This is a genomic window from Aliamphritea spongicola, from assembly GCF_017051665.1.
GTDB classification, from domain to species: Bacteria; Pseudomonadota; Gammaproteobacteria; order Pseudomonadales; family Balneatricaceae; genus Amphritea; species Amphritea spongicola.
In genome coordinates this window covers 325,693-340,225 of record NZ_JAFIDL010000002.1, presented here as the reverse complement: position 1 = coordinate 340,225, position 14,533 = coordinate 325,693, and the positions used below count along the sequence as shown (strand labels likewise).

The window sequence follows — 14,533 nt, the reverse complement described above, 5'->3', positions numbered from 1 at the left end:
ATGGACAAGCATTCTGTGACCACATCCCTTTCCCTGAGCTGCAGTCAGCTCAGCTTTGCTTATCAGCAGCGGCAGATCCTGCAAGGCATCAGTCTGCAGTTCAGCCCCGGACAGTTCATTGGCCTGATCGGCCCGAACGGTGCCGGCAAATCCACTCTGCTTAAACTGTTAATGGGGCTGCTGCCGGCGGATTCCGGCGAGGTACGTCTGAATGACAAACCCTTATCCGGCTACCCCCGGCGGGACATTGCCCGGCATATATCGCTGGTCCCTCAGGATGTATCCACCGGTTACGGCTTTACAGTGGAAGAGATTGTCGCCATGGGCCGTACCCCCCATCTGGGCGCCTTTCAGCCGGAATCAGATCAGGATCTGCAACGCATTAATGATGCACTGGACAAGACCGGTCTGACGGCGATGCGTAACCGTCGGGCTGATCAGCTGTCCGGTGGAGAACGCCAGCGGGTATTTATTGCCCGGGCACTGGCACAGGAAGCGCCGGTACTGTTGCTGGATGAGCCCACCGCCAGCCTGGACATGTGCCATCAGCTGGATGTGCTGAGTCTGGTAAGGGAACTGACCGAAGAAGGGCATCTGGCGATCGCGGCCATTCACCATATGGATATGGCATCCCGCTTCTGCCACCGCTTACTGCTGCTCTCCGGCGGCAGCATCGTTGCTGACGGGGCACCGGATGCAGTGATTACCGAAGCAAATATGCTGGCGCACTTCGGCATCCACAGTCAGATTGAAACATCGCCGTACGGCATACGGGTCACCGCACTGGCATCAGCCAGCCAGCGCAGTGATTTACTATAAGCCCTACTGCAAACGGAAAGTAAACGAGAAGGTTTGTGTGGAAGCCACCGCCAGACCGTTACGGGTCGCAGGAACAAAACGTTCCTGCTGAACAAAATTCTGTACCGCCCTGTCCAGCAGTTTATAGCCACTGCTTTCGATAACTTCATAGCGCTCAACCTCGCCCCGGGCATTCAGAAACAGACGTAACTTCACCTGCCCCTGCTGATCACGGGCAATGGCCCGGCGGGGATATTTCGGCTTCTGGTCAGACATAATCCGGGCTTGCAGAAAATCTCCGTCGGCAGGCTGAGCTGCATCACCGACCTGCGCCGCATCCTCTGCAGCGGATGCCTGTTCAGCACTTTGTGATCCGGACTCTGTAGCTGATAATGCCTCTGCAAGCGGCGGTGCTTTTTCTAGAAACGGTTCCACAGGCTCTTCTACAGTCGGCTCCACTGGCTGCGGCTCTGACTTAACCACCTCCGTTTTTTCAGCCGGAACAACCGGATCATCCACTTTTACCGGGGGCTTTACCTCAGCAACCTCTGACGGTTTTGCCGCAGGCAGCGGTTTGGTTATTTTCTTTTCCACCGCAACAGGGGCGGCATCAGCAATAGATTCAGGTTTGATCTTCTGAGGTGGCTCTGCAGTCGGTTCTGCCGGTGCAGCGATACGCTCTGTCACCTGCGGCTTACTGGCCTCAGGTTTGACTGGCTGCACTACCGGTTCAGGTTTTTTATCGCTGACCGCAGGCGCTGCTTTAGCAGATACATTTTCCACCACTTCCGCTGCCGTTTCCGGAGCTGTTTCTAGAGCAAGCTCCGGAGCTTGCGCAACCGGTTGCTCAGTTGGTAATTCAGCCGGGGCTTCTGATGGCGGCGAAGCAAGATCCTGTGATTGGGCAGTATCAGCCCGCTCTTTCGAAGACATTGCAGATGTCTCTCTGGCTGTTCCGGCAGACAGATTCACCGTAATACTGCCACCACCGGCAGCTTTCTCCGGCACGTACGAAAGCCAGCCCCATGCAAGCAGGGCATGCAGGGCCAGGGAAATCAGGATCCAGATAAACGTACGTGACATATACAACGGCAATTGCTCGGTGAGGGCTTAAAACCAGCGGTCAAATTATAAGCGCCGCAGCATAACCGGGCAATTCGTCCGGTTATACAAACGCGACCTGAACCGGCTTGCGGCTGACATACTGCCCGGCAGGCAGCCTCCGGAAACAAATCCGGACTTCACCGGTCATATGCCTATCCCTTCCCATCAGACAATAAGGATATCTGATATGCGTTTTCGCAACCTACTCCCCCTGCTGTTACTGGCTGGCAGTGTTCAGGCAGCAGAAACAGAACTGAATACTCAACAAATCGACAGCCTGCTGAAAGGTAACACAACAGCCGGCGTACACTTCGGCGGTAAAACCTCCCAGTATTTTTCAGAATCAGGCCTGACCCTGTGGATGAAAGAAGGAGACGCCAAACCGTCTGAAGGCAAATGGAAAGCAGAAGATAACCGCTACTGTTCAGATTTCGGCTCAGGCTGGGGATGCTATTCAATCGTCAGCGACGAAGCCCAGGGGGTGTATTACTTCATGAAAGATGATTTCCGGGCCCCGTTCATTATGCAGGCCGGCTATCAGTTCGGACACTGATCACCCGGAAATGACAACCGCTGCCAGTCAGTTCTGGCAGCGGCTTCAGCCACTCAGCCCCACTTCCCGGCCGGCGACTCATACCCCTGATACGCCGCCAGCAATTGCTGAGGCTCGCTGGCCACAATGATCATGTCGGCAAACGCTTCCCGGGTAAATCCGGCATCCTTTGCACTGTGGATAAACGTCAGCAGGCTGTCATAAAAGCCATTTACGTTATACAACGCACAGGGCTTACGGTGGAGCCCAAGCTGCGCCCAGGTCCAGATTTCAAAAAACTCTTCCATGGTGCCAGCACCGCCGGGCAGGGCTACATAAGCATCCGCCAGTTCAGCCATTTTGGCTTTACGGGTATGCATATCCGGCACTTCAATCAGCTCAGTCAGGCCCGGATGACCTATTTCTTTATGCTGCAGATGAGTGGGAATAACCCCGATCACCTCACCGCCATTATCCAGCACAGCATCGGCAACGACGCCCATCAGACCGACTTTACCGCCGCCATAGACCAGTGAGATATTTTGTTCGGCAAAGTATTTACCCAGTGCGCGGGCCGCTTCAGCATAAACTTCATCATTGCCCATGCTGGACCCGCAATATACGGCTACCTTCATCGTATGTCCTTATTATTCAAAGATATTGCCCGCTTCGAGCCGGGCCGGGTAAGTGGTACCGCCACCGATCCAGGTAATCCGGTCAGCACCGTCACCAGTCATTTTATAGCAGCTCCAGCGACCGCCCCATTCAGAGCAGTATTCGTTACCATCGGTCTTCCAGGTGCCCGTTTCCAGCGGACGTGGCTCGTGGAAATACAGCGTTTTGCCATTACTGCTGAAGGTCTGTACCGCCCCGTTATCCAGATACGCGGTTTTTCCCGCCAGCAGTTGCTGAATCTCAGCACCGCTCAGCGGACGCTCTTCAGCGGCAACGGCTGCACCGGCCAGTAACATAGCCAGCAGTGCTGACAGCCCTGCCTGTAGTATTGAATTGAATCCGGCTAGCGCCATCCTGTTGCTCCTTAATCTGTTCCGGGACTGAGATAATTTCCCTTACATTGCCCGGTTCTATCCAATACTATTAAAGCTGTGTGCCACCGGGGAACGCCATTGTGAAACGTCTTTATCCATCATTCTGTGACCGATTACAACCAGCAGTTTTAGCGCTGACAATTTGTATTTCCATACTCTTCACCCAGTTCGCCAGCGCCGACATAACTGAACAGATCAACAGTACCCGCCAACAGCTGGATGCACTGGATGCCGATAATCCGGCCAACAGCAAAGAGCGGGAAATTTACCAGCAAATCCTTTCCGCATTACAGGAAACCAAACGGCTGGAAACCCGGGTAACCCGGCTGCGGGACAACCTGGCCAACCTCCCCGGTCTGATTGAAGAACTGCAGACTCAGCTGGCTGCACCGGAACCGGCAGTTGGCGCAAAAAACTGGCGCTCACAGCCGCTGGAAAAACTGGAAAACCGGCTGGCTCCGGCACAGGCAAACCTGCTGGCACTGGAGCAGCAATTTAACACCCTCGATAATCAGGTCAGCAATTATCAGGATAAATCCACCGGCCTGCGTGACCAGCTCACCAAGCTGAAGCAAGACTCGGCACCACCGGCCAGCGGTGAAAACGGCAGCCAGACACTGGCGGAAGCCCGCTTCGTTCTCAATAACACCCGCATTCAGGCCTTCGAGCTCGAGATTCTCAACATACCCAGCCAGCGGGACTACGACCTGCTGCAACTGGAGCTGCTGTCCCGCCAGATTGCGGCCCACAAAGCCTATCTGCAGGAATTGCAGGATCTGATTCAGACCAAACGCCGCCTTGAAGCCGAACAGGCCCTGGAAGCCCTGAAGAAAGACCCCGGTGAAGAAGAGTACCCCGAAGCACTGCAACCGATCGTTAAAAGCAATCAAAAACTCTCTGAAAAACTGCGCCACAGCCTGCAAAGCAGTGAGCAGGCCATTGCCCAGCGACGGACACTGGAACGCCAGCAAGCCCTGTTACGGCAAAGTTATAAAGCCATTGAGCAACAACTGGAGCTCACCGATACCACCTTCAGTCTGGAGCTGAAACAGCTCTCGGAACGGTTCGCCACCACCCAGGATACTGAGCCTAACCTGCAGCGGATTAATCAGGTCCGGCTGGCAAATCTGGAGCTGAATCAGCAGGCACTGAATCAGGCATTTAATGTCTCTGACCTCAACCCGGAAGCACAGCAGAGCGCCAAACAGCTGCTGGATGATATGGAAGGGCTCACCACCCGGCTGGAAACCGCCTATGCGCAGGAACTGGACGAGCGGGCGAAACTGCTCGGGGTTCAGAACGATATCAACAAACAGATCGAACAGGGGCAGGCGCTGCTGGAGCGTTACCTGATCTGGTTGCCCAATACCACTGAGATAAACCGCCGCTTCCTGCAGGATGTCGCCGACAGTTTCGGGGCGATTCAGCAACACACCCAACAGATTATCAGCAACAGCCAGATGAATGCCTCTGGTGCCTGGTTGCGTTCCCTGTTTACGCTGCTAGTGCTAACCGGGATCAGTTTTTACAGCTTCCGCTACCTGATCCGCCATGAGCAACAGTGGGCAGAACAGCTGGGCAATGTGGTACAGGACAAATTTACCCGCAGCCTGCGGTTACTGCTGCTGGCACCGGTGATCAGCTTACCGGTTCCGGCAGGGCTGTGGTTTCTCACCCAGAAACTGATTGCGGTGCCTGCCCCCGTCATGCAACCAATGAGCATCAGCCTGTCACTGCTGATGTGGGCTTACCTGTCGCTGCTGCTCTGGCTGCGCCGCCCATACGGACTGCTGTACCGCCATCTGGATGTGCCGGAAGAGCTGTGTGCCACCCTGGCACGCATTGCCCACCCGCTGTATTTACTGGGTATCCCGCTCACCCTGGCACTGATTTATCTGACCGCCACCCCTTCCGCCGAAGTCCACTCAGGCCTTGGCCGGGTAGTATTTATCTTGCTGGCGATGCTGGCCGGCGGATTCTGGGCAGCCTTATGGCGGGTTGCCCCGCAAATCAACGAAGCCACCGAAACCCGCCGGTGGTGGCAGCGTGCCCGGTTATGGCTGGCCATTCTGGTGCTGATACACGGAGTGCTGATTGCCGAAGCCCTGCTGGGTTATGTGCTCACCGGCGGCATTATCATGCTGCTGTTGCTGATCACCACAATGATCTTCTTCTCCGTATTCACCTTCTACCGTCTGGGGATGCGCTGGTTGCTGATCGAAGAACGCCGGCTGGCCTTTGACCGCGCCAAAGCCCGGCGCAGTGAAATTCTGGAAGCCCGGGAAAACAACACTGAAGTGCCTCCTGTGCAGGAAAACTTCCTGAACCTGAGCACCATTTCCGATCAGGCCAAGGTGCTGCTGAAAGCCACCAGCGTCAGCCTGTTGTTCGTTGCCCTGTGGCTGCTGTTTAAAGAGTTTATCCCGGCATTGCAGATACTGGATGAAATCGTCCTGTGGAGTAACACCGTGGTCACCAGCGGCGGTGTGATTGCCGAGAATATCACCCTGCTGGGCATCATTACCGGTTTGCTGGTGATCTCCCTGAGCATCCTCGCCGCCTATAACCTGCCCGGGCTGCTGGAGCTGCTGGTGCTGAAACATCTGGACCTGACTCCCGGCACCTCATACGCAATCACCACCATCACCAAGTACAGCCTGATTGTGGTAAGTATCCTCGCCGGTGCTTCTCAGATCGGGGTAGAATGGGCCAAACTGCAGTGGCTGGTAGCCGCACTGGGTGTAGGCCTGGGCTTCGGTCTGCAGGAAATCGTCGCCAACTTTGTATCCGGCATCATCATTCTCTTTGAAAAACCGATCCGTATCGGCGATACCGTCACCGTCGGCGGCCTCACCGGCACCGTGACCCGGATTCAGATCCGCGCCACCACCATTACCGACTGGGACCGCAAGGAAGTCATCATTCCTAACAAAACCTTCGTCACCGATCAGCTGATCAACTGGTCCCTGAGCGATCCGATTACCCGGGTAGTAATACAGGTGGGGGTTGCCTATGGCTCCGATACAGATCTGGTGCGGGCACTCATTCTGCAGGCGGCACGCAACCATCCGAAAGTGTTGCCGGAGCCACAGCCAGCGGCGTACTTCCATGCCTTTGGTGACAGTACCCTGAACTTTGATTTGCGGTTATATCTGAACAATCTGGACGACCGACTACCGGTCACCCATGACATTCTGCAGCAGATTAATGCGGACTTTGAGAAGCACGATATCTGTATCGCCTTCCCGCAACTGGATGTACGCCTGATTAAACAGGATGATGATAAATAAAATACGACCTCAAACGCGGCGCCATATATAAAATGGCCCGCGTGTTGAGCAGTAACCGTTTACAGATCCTTGCCAATCCAGACAACCTTGCCGATTACCTGCAGGTCATCGGCTTCGTTGTACGACACTTCTACCCGTTCATATTCTTTGTTATCACTGATCAGGATAAAGCCCTTTAAGGTATTCTGGATACGCTTCACCACTAAGTGCTCATTATTTCGGATCACATAAATACTGCCATCTTCCAGGCGCTGCTTACTGGTATCAATCATCAGTGTGTTGTTGTCACTGATCACCGGTTCCATGCTATCTCCCTTAGCAAATACCAGGACCAGATCTTTTTCTTTCAGACCACGGTATTTCAACCACTTATGGCGAAACGCAAGCTTACGGGTCGCCTGCTCATGCTCTGGCACGATACCAGTTCCTGCAGCCACCTGAATGTTATAGCCAGGTATTAACGCAAACTCCTGCTCCAACTCACTGGAAGATTCTGTGGCGCTGGCAGACATCGAACCTTTTCCGGTAATCAGCCACTCCAGCGAAACATTGGCAGCCTGTGCAATCAGTGCCGCGCGGTCAATGCCCGGAAAGGAACCGGTCAGATAACTGCGTAATGAACTTTCCCCAACCCCGCATTTTTTTGCGAAAGCATTTGTCGATTCGCCGGCAAAAGCCTCTCTGAGCCGGAAAGCAAACTGTTCAGAATCAACTAAAGGCACATCTGAATTGTTGGAACGGAAATTAGATTTCGGCATAACACGCCCATAAGAATTTGATTTTTTGAGAACAGGCCAGAATAAGTTCGCAATATTAACCGAACCCCATCAGACATTCAAAATATTTTTTAATTAGCTCTTGTCTGTATCGCAAAATAAACCTAATATTCGCAAAAACAAACGAACATAGATTGTATTCACAGCGGCTCTTTCAGACGAACAGAATAGCTTTCTCAGGATAAATTTCGCTGTTTATAGCGAACAACAACATTAATAAACGGAATGCTCGCAATAAGTCGCGCCTCACACCTTTGCTGACTTAGCCTTCCCGACCCGTAAATGTCCGCACCCCGGTCAGCATAACCGAACCGGAGGTTGCCATTCATCACTTGCAATAAAGGACTATCAACATGCAAAACCTTACTCAACAGACACCGGCATCAACCTCTTCAACTGACTTCTCAGCAGACCTGTTACGCCGTCTGGAAGACATTCCGGAAGAAGTCCAAAAAAAATGGCCAAAGGATCTGTCAGCCCTCATCGATATCTACAGCGCTTCACTGCAACGTTTAGGCTATAACCAACAGGAAGCCAGCAAAATCAGCCACATACTGTTAGCAGAACAGGCAGTGTACTGTGGAGGACGTTATTTTTACCTTCCCAAACCTGATGCGCTAAAAAAAGCGGTCAGAGATGTCGAGATACACCGGGACTGGAGCGAACGAAACATGTTACCTGAAGCGCTGGCGGCCAAATACCAGCTCAGCAATATCCATATCTATCGCATTCTGAAACAACAACAAAATTACCGCCGTCACACACGTCTGAAGCAGAACGACGGATAACACCACGATAATCGACTGACAGCCTGGCACTTGAATATCTAACTCAGGTTAATCCTTCCAGCCGGGCTGTAGCACTAACCTTTCCCCTGTCATTCATTCAATTCAACTTACAGGGAGCATTATGTCTGATTGTATTTACTACCTGAGCCAACGCTCACAGAACAAACTTTCTCAGGTCCACCCGGATCTGCGCAAAGTGATTGAACTGGCCATTCAGTACACGCCTGTTGATTTTACGGTGCTCGAGACAGTTCGCAGCTCACAGCGTCAGCAACAACTTATCGATGCAGGCCACTCACGTACAAACAACAGCCGGCACCTTGCCAGAACACCAAAATACAGCCCTGACCTCGGCAGTGTTTCCCATGCGGCGGATCTTGGCGCCCTGGTCAATAACCAACTGAGCTGGAACTGGCCGGATTATTTTCAGATTGCCGATGCTGTTCGGCAAGCCGCTCAAACACTGGAAATACCTGTCGTCTGGGGTGGTTGCTGGCAATTACTCAATGATGAAACACCTGCAAAACAGGCTCACCAGAGCTACTTAGGCCGGAAAAAAGCCCGAAAGCAGCCGGCATTCGCTGATGGGCCTCACTTCGAACTCAGCTGGGAGGCCTATCCGATATGAGTATCTGGAATATTCTTGGTGAACTGGTACGTCCGGTCAGCACACTGATAGACGAAATCCACACCTCTGAAGACGAACGCCTGCAAATCAAAGCAAGTCTGTTCGAAATGCAAACACATCTGGCGACACAGGTAATGGCATACGAAGCCCAATTACTGAAAGCCAAAACCAGCGTGATTACTGCCGAAGCCCAGGGGGCCAGCTGGTTACAGCGCAACTGGCGCCCCATCACAATGCTGACCTTTCTGACTCTGGTCGTTGCCGACACCTTTGGCCTCACAACCTTCCGCTTAGCAAGTGAAGCCTGGAGCTTATTGCAAATCGGTCTGGGGGGATATGTGGTGGGCCGGAGCGCAGAAAAAATCATACCCAAAATTACTGAAATCATGAGGAAAGACTAATGCCTGACATGCTCGATCAAGCGGAGTTGCTGGAATCCCGGCAACGTCTGGAAGCACTGTTACACGTGCAACAAAATAATTATGAACCGGAACAGTACAACCATGACGGTGAAGTCATCTGTATTGACTGTGACCTGCCCATACAGCCAAAAAGACTGCGTGCAAAACCCAATGCGGCGCGCTGCATTGATTGCCAGGAACTCTGGGAATTCAGCCATGTTCGCTAACTGGGATGCTGCCAAGTTCTGGCTGGATGCATCCCAGTGGATCTTTACCCTGGCCACAGCACTGTTTGTCTGGCTACGCACCGGCCAGGACCAGAACCGACAAAAAATTCAGGCGGTGGATAACCAGCTGGAACAACTGGAACATCGCATCATCACGATGGAAGAAAACCTGAAACACGCCCCTACCCATGAAGACATCTCCAGCGTCAGGGCTGAAATTGCCGGGATTAAGGCAAACCTGCAGCAAAACACCTATATGTTGCAGCGCGTCCACGACCATCTGATGCAGAAGCACTGAAGCCAGCTATCTCCCCCTCCTTCCCCTTTGCGCCCTTTCCGGCGCTTTTTTTCGACCATTAACAAAAATGTCTAACTCAGGTTAAACCCGCTGCATTTTTGCCATCGGTATTCTGTGCTCATCAATCGGGAGCACCGGGCAACAGAGCCCACCAGCCCCCTGTAACGAACAACAGCTCAAGAGGCTCACGCCAATGCTGGCAAATACCGAAACCACATTAATCAGCACCATCAGCGATACGCTGAGTGCCACCGTGCCAAACATTGCACGGCATCCGGGACGCTGGGACGCAAAAACCGTTAACACCCTGCTGACGACCGCCCCCGCTATTTACGTCAGCTTTAGTCAGGGTAGCTATCAGGAACTGTGGAGCGATCAGTTACTGGGGCGGTGGCACATTTTCCTGTTTGCCAAACATCTGAACGGTAACGCTTCAGAAATCGGCATCTACCAGATGATTGAACAGCTACTGCCCGCTTTACACGGTCTGGAATTTGGTCAGGAAGACGTCCTGCGACTGAAGCAAATCCGCAACCTTCTCAACTTTAAGAACCTCGAGTTTCAGCTGGATACCAGCAGCGTCAGTGCAGGTATCAGCTGTTACGAAATGATCTTTGAACTCCCGATGCGCTGGACGCAAAACAGCAGCGGCAGCATCGATCCGTGGCAGCGTTATCACGCTACCCACAACGACCTTAACAACAAGCCCCTGGCATCCGGCCAGGCAGAACTTCCGCAAGGAGATTAACCATGAGCAACAAAACCCTGTACCTGAAACCGGCTGAAGGCCTGATGGTACGTATGGAAGACGGTACAGATATGCCAGCCGAAGGCTGTGCCGTTCCGAACAACAGTTATTACCGCCGACGTCATCTGGACGGTGATCTGATCGTATTTACCCCTACCACAGCCACTGCCCCACAGGAGTCCTGATATGGCAATTTCTTTTGACGCTATCCCCGCCAGCCTGCGTACCCCGGGCGCTTACATCGAATTCAACAATGAGCTGGCCGGTGCCACCGGTTTCATGCACAAAGTGTTAGCCTTCGGCCAAAAACTGAGCACAGGCTCCCAGGCCGCTAACCAGCCTGTTCGGGTTACTAATCCGGCGCAGGCAACCACACTGTTTGGCCGCGGCTCAATGCTGGCCAATATGCTGAGCGCCTTCTTCAAAGCGAACACCGAAACTGAGCTATGGGTTATCGCGCTGGATGATGCATCTTCCGGTGTTAAAGCAGCAGGCTCTGTACAAGTAACAAGCGCGCCTACCGGCAGCGGCACTCTGGAACTGTACATCGGTGGTGAACGGGTACGGGTCGGCATTACAGCCGGTGCAACTGCAGAAGCCGTCGCCACAGCCATTAACGCAGCCATTAATGCAAAAGCAGATTTGCCGGTCACTGCATCGGTAAGCGCTGCAACCGTTACCGTGACAGCCCGCCACAAAGGCGAAGCCTTTAATGGACTGGACATCCGTGCCGGTTATTACGGCGAACAGATGCCTGCCGGTCTGGCACTGACTATCAACGCACTCAGCTCCGGCAGCGGTAACCCATCCGTCACACCGGCTATCGATGCAATGGGAGACGAGTGGTACAACTGGATCATCAATCCTTACACTGATACTGCCAACCTGGTCGCGCTGGAAACCGAACTGGATTCCCGCTGGGGCCCAATGCGTCAGATCGGCTGCCGCGCTTTCACCGCCATTGCTGGCACGCATGCAGCAACCGGTACTTTTGGCCGTGCCCGCAATAACCCTCACGTCACCTGTCTGGGCACCGGTAGCAGCCCTACCCCGGCTTACATTGCGGCAACAATCAACGCTGCCGTTGCAAGTTTGTCATTGAGTATTGATCCGGCCCGTCCGCTGCAAACCCTGAAACTGACCGGCTTCCTTGCTCCTTCACAGGACAAAACCTGGACCCGCCAGGAACGTAACCTGCAACTGTATGACGGCATCAGTACATTTACGGTAGACCGCGACGGTACAACCCGCATTGAACGTCAGATCAGCATGTACCAAACCAACAGCGCCGGTCTGGACGACGCCAGCTATCTGGATATCTGTACCCCGGAAACCCTGGAACGTATCCGCTTCGAACAGCGCCAGATGATCACTCAGAAATACCCACGTCATAAGCTGGCTGGCGACGGCACCAACTATGGTCCGGGTCAGGCCATCATCACCCCGAAAATCATCCGCGGCGAACTGCTAGCGCTGTATCAGGAAATGGAACTGAAAGGCTGGGTAGAAGATTACTCCGGTTACGACAAACAGCTCATCGTCGAGCGTGACGTCAGTGACCGGAACCGCCTCAACTGGCGCGACACTCCAAACCTGGTTAACCAGGCACGGGTCTTCGCTGGCAAGCAACAGTTCATCGTTTAACCGCCTGATTACAAGGAAATCTTATGAAAATCGCAAAAAAACTCTACTTCGACATTCCCGGCCTGGGCCGGCTTCACGCATCTTCCGGCTCATTCGATCCCGGCGGTGAAAAACGGGACGCGGTCATGACTGATCTGGGCGTCGCCGGTTACACCGAAGAACCGGTCGCACCCACTGTTCAGTTCAAAATACCCAACATTGCCGGTACTGATTTGAACCAGCTACGCAATCTGACCAACGTTAACGTCAATATTCAGGACGATAACGGCCAGTCATGGCTGGTACGCAACGCATGGACATCTCAGCCACCCAAACTGTCCGGTGGCGAAATTGACATGCAAATGACGGGCATTTCTGCAGACCCTGTTAGCTAAAAGGAGCCGGGCACATGACTCAACACACGGTAACACTGGAAAAAGGCCTGACAATCGGCGATGAGCGACACACCAAAGTAGTGCTGCGCGAATTATCAGCCGGCGATCTGATCGCTGCCATGGAAGAATCCGAACGCCTGATCATGGTGCCCGGCGCCAACGGTGCAGAACCGGCACTGGTAACCAGCAATACGCTAATGGGTATTAACACCCTGCGGCGACAGGTTGCCAGTATCGGCTCCGTTGACGGTCCTCTGGAACGGGAGCAGCTCAGCCTGCTCTCCAACAAGGATCTGGAGATTCTGCACCAGGGCGTCGCCGCACTGGACACAGCCATCGTCAATGCGCTTGAGGCGCGGGGGCGATCTGCAGCTGCGGACCAGACAAATTGAACAGGCCATCGTGACGCTGTCACTGCGCCTGCACTGGTCCCGCAGCAATTACCTAAACCTTTCCGAGCGGCAACTGATCGGGGTATTTACCTCGGTCAGAACCGCACTCACCCCCAGCGAACAGAGGGCTAACTATGAGCACTTATAATCTGACGCTTGCCGAAGCCCTGAGTGGACGAGGCGAAGCAAAGATTGCCAGCACCCTGCCTCTACAAAAACTGGAGACATCCACCAACCTGCAAGCAAGCTATCTGAACCTAAGCCGCGTTCTGGATGGAACCGCAGCTAAATTTCAGCAACTACAAACAAAAATTGATTCGATCCAAACAGGCAATAAGACCTCAGCAAAATCATCTGACCAAACACCTTTAGAACAAATAAAATCTCGCCGCGATCAGCTACTACTCGCACCGCTAAAGGGCATAGAAAACGCAGTTCAAGGGCTCAGTACTGATAACCAAAATGCCCTGATTACGGCGGCAGGGATTATTACTGCTGGTGTTGCTGGCATTGCGGCCACCGCAAAACTTGGCAAACAAGTCCGTACTGTTATTAAAGCCATAGAAAAAAATGGATTCCTGGGAGCTTTAACTGGCGGAGATAATCACAATGTCCAGCAAGTCCATGTCGTCGATTGGGACAAATCAGTTATTGCTTCAGTCAGAAACATCGGTGCTGGAGGCAACTACGGCCCGGACATCGGCGACAAGGATGGTAAAAAAAATCAAAACAAAAGCAAGTCGCGTCTCGGCAGATTAGGGAGTTGGATCAAAAATATTGGTCGTGGCGCTCTTAATGCAGGCAAAGCTCTGCCCGGAGCAACCGCAGGCATGCTGGGCATTACAGGTTCTGGCACCTATCTGAAAGCCAAGCTTTCCACAGCTGCACAAACAGCACATAAAGCAATCCATGACGTAACAGGCAAAGTTAAAAATAGCCTGAGTAGCTTTTGGTCCGCCGGTAAAAAACATACTTCCGGATTCTTTTCAAGCATAGGAACAAGCTTCACTAATCTGAAAAATGACACTGCAAATATCTCAAAAAACCTGATTTCCTCATCCAAATCAGGGCTCAATACTCTGTGGTCTTCAGGAAAAGAAGCTGCTGGCGGGCTATTCAAACAGGCTAAGAAATTCGGTCCGTTCCGAATGCTGGCGGCATACGACCTGTTCACTACCTGGAACAGTGATCAGAGCACCTCACAGAAAATCCAAGACACCGGCAACATCGCAGGCGGTATGGGCGGCGCAGCGCTTGGCGCTGCAATTGGCACCGCCATTTTACCTGGCGTCGGCACGATTATTGGTGGCTTGCTGGGAGGCTTAGGCGGTGAGTTAGCCGGCGGAGAACTCTCCCAGAAACTCTCTACTTATCTCGACATCAACGTCAAAGACGACCGCACTGAGGTCAAAGCACGCGGTGATGCAGCCCAACATACGGACATTTCCGGCAGCACCATGCTGGCACACTAAAGGAGAACAATC

General features: G+C 53.2%; 18 protein-coding genes. 14 read left to right on the top strand and 4 right to left on the bottom strand.

All coding sequences use genetic code 11. The annotated features are described in order from the left end of the window. The gene (locus JYB63_RS08160; RefSeq protein ID WP_205657365.1) at positions 1-819 is read left to right on the top strand and encodes an ABC transporter ATP-binding protein; all 819 of its coding nucleotides are present in this window, start codon (positions 1-3) and stop codon (positions 817-819) included. A gap of 3 nt (positions 820-822) precedes the next feature. Here JYB63_RS08160 and JYB63_RS08155 read toward each other — a convergent pair whose 3' ends face one another. Further along, entirely contained in the window at positions 823-1,881 is a 1,059-nt protein-coding gene (locus JYB63_RS08155; protein ID WP_205657364.1) for an energy transducer TonB, read from the bottom strand. 208 nt (positions 1,882-2,089) lie between these two features. Here JYB63_RS08155 and JYB63_RS08150 point away from each other — a divergent pair, with 208 nt between their 5' ends. Beyond that, positions 2,090-2,455: a hypothetical protein gene (locus JYB63_RS08150; RefSeq protein ID WP_205657363.1), complete on the top strand. Its 366-nt coding sequence runs from the start codon at positions 2,090-2,092 to the stop codon at positions 2,453-2,455. Between the two features lie 53 nt (positions 2,456-2,508). Here the strand turns inward: JYB63_RS08150 and JYB63_RS08145 are convergent, their stop codons facing one another. Then, positions 2,509-3,069 (bottom strand): LOG family protein, encoded by a 561-nt coding sequence (locus tag JYB63_RS08145; protein ID WP_205657362.1) that lies wholly within the window; start codon positions 3,067-3,069, stop codon positions 2,509-2,511. 12 nt (positions 3,070-3,081) lie between these two features. Then, positions 3,082-3,462 carry a hypothetical protein gene (locus JYB63_RS08140; RefSeq protein WP_205657361.1) on the bottom strand — a complete coding sequence of 127 codons (381 nt, stop codon included), beginning with the start codon at positions 3,460-3,462 and terminating at the stop codon, positions 3,082-3,084. Between the two features lie 101 nt (positions 3,463-3,563). Here JYB63_RS08140 and JYB63_RS08135 point away from each other — a divergent pair, with 101 nt between their 5' ends. Then, complete coding sequence (locus JYB63_RS08135) at positions 3,564-6,773, top strand: mechanosensitive ion channel domain-containing protein (RefSeq protein WP_205657360.1); 3,210 nt, start codon at positions 3,564-3,566, stop codon at positions 6,771-6,773. Between the two features lie 59 nt (positions 6,774-6,832). On the opposite strand, the gene JYB63_RS08130 is transcribed toward JYB63_RS08135, so the two are convergent. After that, the gene (locus tag JYB63_RS08130) at positions 6,833-7,531 is read right to left on the bottom strand and encodes a LexA family transcriptional regulator (RefSeq protein WP_205657359.1); all 699 of its coding nucleotides are present in this window, start codon (positions 7,529-7,531) and stop codon (positions 6,833-6,835) included. Between the two features lie 371 nt (positions 7,532-7,902). Between JYB63_RS08130 and JYB63_RS08125 the strand changes: the two genes are divergently transcribed. The 11 genes from JYB63_RS08125 (at position 7,903) to JYB63_RS08075 (ending at position 14,521) form a co-directional block, all read left to right on the top strand. Next, positions 7,903-8,337 (top strand): Mor transcription activator family protein, encoded by a 435-nt coding sequence (locus JYB63_RS08125; RefSeq protein ID WP_205657358.1) that lies wholly within the window; start codon positions 7,903-7,905, stop codon positions 8,335-8,337. Between the two features lie 121 nt (positions 8,338-8,458). Continuing rightward, positions 8,459-8,965, top strand: coding sequence for a M15 family metallopeptidase domain-containing protein (locus JYB63_RS08120; RefSeq protein WP_205657357.1), 507 nt, complete (start codon positions 8,459-8,461; stop codon positions 8,963-8,965). Next, positions 8,962-9,366, top strand: coding sequence for a 3TM-type holin (locus JYB63_RS08115; protein ID WP_205657356.1), 405 nt, complete (start codon positions 8,962-8,964; stop codon positions 9,364-9,366). The genes JYB63_RS08120 and JYB63_RS08115 overlap by 4 nt, the downstream gene beginning before the upstream one ends. Beyond that, positions 9,366-9,593: a TraR/DksA C4-type zinc finger protein gene (locus tag JYB63_RS08110; protein WP_205657355.1), complete on the top strand. Its 228-nt coding sequence runs from the start codon at positions 9,366-9,368 to the stop codon at positions 9,591-9,593. The genes JYB63_RS08115 and JYB63_RS08110 overlap by 1 nt, the downstream gene beginning before the upstream one ends. Continuing rightward, on the top strand, positions 9,583-9,891 hold the full coding sequence (locus JYB63_RS08105) for a DUF2730 family protein (RefSeq protein ID WP_205657354.1): 309 nt from the start codon (positions 9,583-9,585) through the stop codon (positions 9,889-9,891). The genes JYB63_RS08110 and JYB63_RS08105 overlap by 11 nt, the downstream gene beginning before the upstream one ends. 193 nt (positions 9,892-10,084) lie before the next feature. Next, complete coding sequence (locus tag JYB63_RS08100; RefSeq protein ID WP_205657353.1) at positions 10,085-10,639, top strand: phage protein Gp37; 555 nt, start codon at positions 10,085-10,087, stop codon at positions 10,637-10,639. 2 nt (positions 10,640-10,641) lie between these two features. Then, positions 10,642-10,824 carry a DUF2635 domain-containing protein gene (locus JYB63_RS08095; RefSeq protein WP_205657352.1) on the top strand — a complete coding sequence of 61 codons (183 nt, stop codon included), beginning with the start codon at positions 10,642-10,644 and terminating at the stop codon, positions 10,822-10,824. A 1-nt stretch (position 10,825) separates the two neighbouring features. Further along, positions 10,826-12,283, top strand: coding sequence for a phage tail sheath subtilisin-like domain-containing protein (locus tag JYB63_RS08090; RefSeq protein ID WP_205657351.1), 1,458 nt, complete (start codon positions 10,826-10,828; stop codon positions 12,281-12,283). A 23-nt stretch (positions 12,284-12,306) separates the two neighbouring features. Further along, a complete protein-coding gene (locus JYB63_RS08085; protein WP_205657350.1) occupies positions 12,307-12,657 on the top strand; it encodes a phage tail tube protein in 351 nt (116 codons plus the stop codon). 14 nt (positions 12,658-12,671) lie between these two features. Next, the gene (locus tag JYB63_RS08080; protein ID WP_205657349.1) at positions 12,672-13,049 is read left to right on the top strand and encodes a phage tail assembly protein; all 378 of its coding nucleotides are present in this window, start codon (positions 12,672-12,674) and stop codon (positions 13,047-13,049) included. A gap of 134 nt (positions 13,050-13,183) precedes the next feature. Continuing rightward, positions 13,184-14,521 (top strand): glycine zipper domain-containing protein, encoded by a 1,338-nt coding sequence (locus JYB63_RS08075; RefSeq protein WP_205657348.1) that lies wholly within the window; start codon positions 13,184-13,186, stop codon positions 14,519-14,521. Positions 14,522-14,533 lie beyond the last annotated feature (12 nt).

Bases quoted from the DNA above. Each gene is read 5' to 3' on its own strand.
- JYB63_RS08160 (WP_205657365.1), top strand. From the start codon at position 1: ATGGACAAGCATTCTGTGACCACATCCCTTTCCCTGAGCTGCAGTCAG.
- JYB63_RS08155 (WP_205657364.1), bottom strand. From the start codon at position 1,881: ATGTCACGTACGTTTATCTGGATCCTGATTTCCCTGGCCCTGCATGCC.
- JYB63_RS08150 (WP_205657363.1), top strand. From the start codon at position 2,090: ATGCGTTTTCGCAACCTACTCCCCCTGCTGTTACTGGCTGGCAGTGTT.
- JYB63_RS08145 (WP_205657362.1), bottom strand. From the start codon at position 3,069: ATGAAGGTAGCCGTATATTGCGGGTCCAGCATGGGCAATGATGAAGTT.
- JYB63_RS08140 (WP_205657361.1), bottom strand. From the start codon at position 3,462: ATGGCGCTAGCCGGATTCAATTCAATACTACAGGCAGGGCTGTCAGCA.
- JYB63_RS08130 (WP_205657359.1), bottom strand. From the start codon at position 7,531: ATGCCGAAATCTAATTTCCGTTCCAACAATTCAGATGTGCCTTTAGTT.
- JYB63_RS08125 (WP_205657358.1), top strand. From the start codon at position 7,903: ATGCAAAACCTTACTCAACAGACACCGGCATCAACCTCTTCAACTGAC.
- JYB63_RS08120 (WP_205657357.1), top strand. From the start codon at position 8,459: ATGTCTGATTGTATTTACTACCTGAGCCAACGCTCACAGAACAAACTT.
- JYB63_RS08115 (WP_205657356.1), top strand. From the start codon at position 8,962: ATGAGTATCTGGAATATTCTTGGTGAACTGGTACGTCCGGTCAGCACA.
- JYB63_RS08110 (WP_205657355.1), top strand. From the start codon at position 9,366: ATGCCTGACATGCTCGATCAAGCGGAGTTGCTGGAATCCCGGCAACGT.
- JYB63_RS08105 (WP_205657354.1), top strand. From the start codon at position 9,583: ATGTTCGCTAACTGGGATGCTGCCAAGTTCTGGCTGGATGCATCCCAG.
- JYB63_RS08100 (WP_205657353.1), top strand. From the start codon at position 10,085: ATGCTGGCAAATACCGAAACCACATTAATCAGCACCATCAGCGATACG.
- JYB63_RS08095 (WP_205657352.1), top strand. From the start codon at position 10,642: ATGAGCAACAAAACCCTGTACCTGAAACCGGCTGAAGGCCTGATGGTA.
- JYB63_RS08090 (WP_205657351.1), top strand. From the start codon at position 10,826: ATGGCAATTTCTTTTGACGCTATCCCCGCCAGCCTGCGTACCCCGGGC.
- JYB63_RS08085 (WP_205657350.1), top strand. From the start codon at position 12,307: ATGAAAATCGCAAAAAAACTCTACTTCGACATTCCCGGCCTGGGCCGG.
- JYB63_RS08080 (WP_205657349.1), top strand. From the start codon at position 12,672: ATGACTCAACACACGGTAACACTGGAAAAAGGCCTGACAATCGGCGAT.
- JYB63_RS08075 (WP_205657348.1), top strand. From the start codon at position 13,184: ATGAGCACTTATAATCTGACGCTTGCCGAAGCCCTGAGTGGACGAGGC.